2 protein-coding genes are annotated in these 3,017 nt (G+C 70.6%); both read left to right on the top strand.

Annotation, left to right across the window (positions count from 1 at the left end; all coding sequences use genetic code 11):
* Window positions 1-1,331 (top strand): aldehyde dehydrogenase family protein (locus tag D477_RS20445; RefSeq protein WP_005275137.1); only part of this gene is annotated, 1,331 nt, incomplete at its 5' end.
* Window positions 1,332-2,972 (top strand): GMC family oxidoreductase, encoded by a 1,641-nt coding sequence (locus D477_RS20440; protein WP_005275134.1) that lies wholly within the window; start codon window positions 1,332-1,334, stop codon window positions 2,970-2,972. It begins immediately after the preceding gene.
* Window positions 2,973-3,017 lie beyond the last annotated feature (45 nt).

Genomic DNA, 3,017 nt, shown 5'->3' with positions numbered 1-3,017 from the left:
TCGACTCCGGCGTCTGGGCCGCCGTCCCGGCGCCCGAGCGCGGCGCCTTCCTGCTCAAGGTCGCCGCCGGACTGCGCGAACGCCGCGAGAAGTTCGCCCGCGCCGAGTCCCTGGACACCGGCAAGCGGATCGCCGAAAGCCGCATCGACATGGAAGACATCGCCGCCTGCTTCGAATACTTCGGCAGGCTCGCCGGCCAGGAGGCGGGCCGCGTGGTCGACGCCGGGGACCCCGCCGTCGTTAGCAGGATTGTCTACGAGCCGGTGGGCGTCTGCGGGATGATCACGCCGTGGAACTACCCGCTGCTGCAGGCCGCGTGGAAGATCGCGCCCGCGCTGGCCGCCGGCTGCACCTTTGTGCTCAAGCCCTCCGAGCTCACCCCGTCCACGTCGATCCTGGCCATGCAGCTGCTGCAGGACCTGGGCCTGCCGGACGGCGTCGCCAACCTCGTGACCGGACCCGGCGCGGAGGCGGGCGCACCGCTCGCCGAACACCCCGACGTCGACCTCGTTTCCTTCACCGGCGGCCTGGCCACCGGCAAGGTGATCGCGGCGGCCGCGGCCGGCACGGTGAAGAAGGTGGCGCTGGAGCTCGGCGGCAAGAACCCCAACGTGGTGTTCGCCGACGCGGACTTCGACGCCGCCGTCGACAATGCGCTCAACGGCGCGTTCGTGCATTCCGGGCAGGTCTGCTCCGCCGGGGCGCGGCTGGTGGTCGAGGAGTCGATCGCCGAGCGCTTCGTGGACGAGCTGGTCCGCCGAGCGCAGGGCATCCGGCTCGGCGGCCCGTTCGACGAGGCGGCCGAGACCGGGCCGCTGATTTCGGCGGCGCACCGGGAGAAGGTCCACGCCTACGTTCAGCGCGGGGTGCAGGAGGGCGCGCGGCTGCGGTGCGGCGGCGGCGCGCCTGAGGGTGAAAAGTACGACGCCGGTTTCTACTACCAGCCGACCGTCCTGGACCGCGTGTCAAGGGGGATGTCCGTTGTTGTGGACGAAGCCTTCGGCCCGGTGGTCACGGTCGAGACCTTCCGCACCGAGGACGAGGCCGTCGCGACCGCCAACGACACCATCTACGGCCTGGCCGGCGCGGTCTGGACCCAGGACGCCGGCAAGGCGCAGCGCGTGGCCGGGCGGCTGCGGCACGGCACCGTCTGGATCAACGACTTCCACCCCTACCTCCCGCAGGCCGAGTGGGGCGGCTTCGGCCAGTCCGGCGTCGGGCGCGAGCTGGGCCCGACCGGCCTGGCCGAATACCAGGAAGCCAAGCACATCTACCAGAACACCAGCCCGCAGGTGACCGGCTGGTTCGCTGACCACGGCAAGGAGAACTAGATGCACATCGACAACATCGAGAACCTGACCGACCGCGAGTTCGACTACATCGTGGTCGGCGGCGGATCCGCCGGGGCCGCCGTCGCCGCCCGGCTGAGCGAAGACCCGGACGTCACCGTCGCGCTGGTGGAGGCCGGCCCCGATGACCGCGGCGTGCCCGAGGTGCTGCAACTGGACCGCTGGATGGAGCTGCTGGAATCCGGCTACGACTGGGACTACCCGATCGAGCCGCAGGAGAACGGCAACTCCTTCATGCGCCACTCCCGCGCGAAGGTCATGGGCGGCTGCTCCAGCCACAACTCGTGCATCGCGTTCTGGGCCCCGCGCGAGGACCTGGACGAGTGGGAGTCCAAGTACGGCGCCACCGGCTGGAACGCCGAAGCCGCCTGGCCCCTGTACCAGCGGCTGGAGACCAACGAGGACGCCGGCCCGGACGCGCCGCACCACGGCGATGCCGGCCCCGTGCATGTGATGAACGTTCCCCCGAAGGACCCCGCCGGCGTCGCGCTTTTGGACGCCTGCGAACAGGCCGGCATCCCGCGCGCGAAGTTCAACAGCGGCACCACCGTCATCAACGGCGCCAACTTCTTCCAGATCAACCGCCGCGCGGACGGCACCCGCTCCTCCAGTTCGGTCTCCTACATCCACCCGATCATCGAGCGCGAAAACTTCACCCTGCTCACCGGCCTGCGCGCCCGCCGGCTGGTGATCGACGCGGACAGGCGCTGCACCGGCGTCGAGATTGTGGACAACGCCTTCGGCCGCACGCACACCCTCTCCGCGCGCCGTGAGGTCGTCCTGTCCACCGGCGCCATCGACTCGCCCAAGCTGCTCATGCTCTCCGGCATCGGCCCCGCCGCGCACCTCGCCGAGCACGGGATCGAGGTCGTGGTCGACTCCGCCGGCGTCGGCGAGCACCTGCAGGACCACCCCGAAGGCGTCGTGCAATTCGAGGCGAAGCAGCCCATGGTCACCGAGTCGACCCAGTGGTGGGAGATCGGCATCTTCACCCCCACCGAGGACGGCCTGGACCGCCCGGACCTGATGATGCACTACGGCTCCGTGCCATTCGACATGAACACGCTGCGGCACGGCTACCCCACCACGGAGAACGGCTTCAGCCTCACCCCCAACGTCACGCACGCGCGCTCCCGCGGCACCGTCCGGCTGCGCAGCCGCGACTTCCGCGACAAGCCCATGGTGGACCCGCGCTACTTCACCGACCCGGACGGCCACGACATGCGCGTCATGGTCGCCGGCATCCGCAAGGCCCGCGAAATCGCCGCCCAGCCCGCCATGGCCGAATGGGCCGGCCGCGAGCTCTCCCCCGGCATCGAGGCGCAGACCGACGAGGAACTGCAGGACTACATCCGCAAGACGCACAACACCGTCTACCACCCCGTCGGCACCGTCCGCATGGGCCCGGCCGACGACGCCATGTCCCCGCTCGACCCCGAGCTGCGGGTCAAGGGCGTCACCGGCCTGCGCGTCGCGGACGCCTCGGTCATGCCCGAGCACGTCACCGTGAATCCCAACCTCACGGTCATGATGATCGGCGAGCGCTGCGCGGACCTCATCCGCGCCAGCCGCCAGAGTGAACTGACGACGGCGGCAGCCGGCGCCAGCGCGGCCCTCGCCTAAGCCGCCACCCGCCTCAGGTGCCGCAACAGCAGGCGGGGGCTTCGT

It is taken from the genome of Arthrobacter crystallopoietes BAB-32 (assembly GCF_000328305.2).
Taxonomy (GTDB): domain Bacteria; phylum Actinomycetota; class Actinomycetes; order Actinomycetales; family Micrococcaceae; genus Crystallibacter; species Crystallibacter crystallopoietes_A.
Note: the sequence above shows the minus strand (reverse complement) of the source record. Positions and strands in the feature narration are given on the sequence as shown.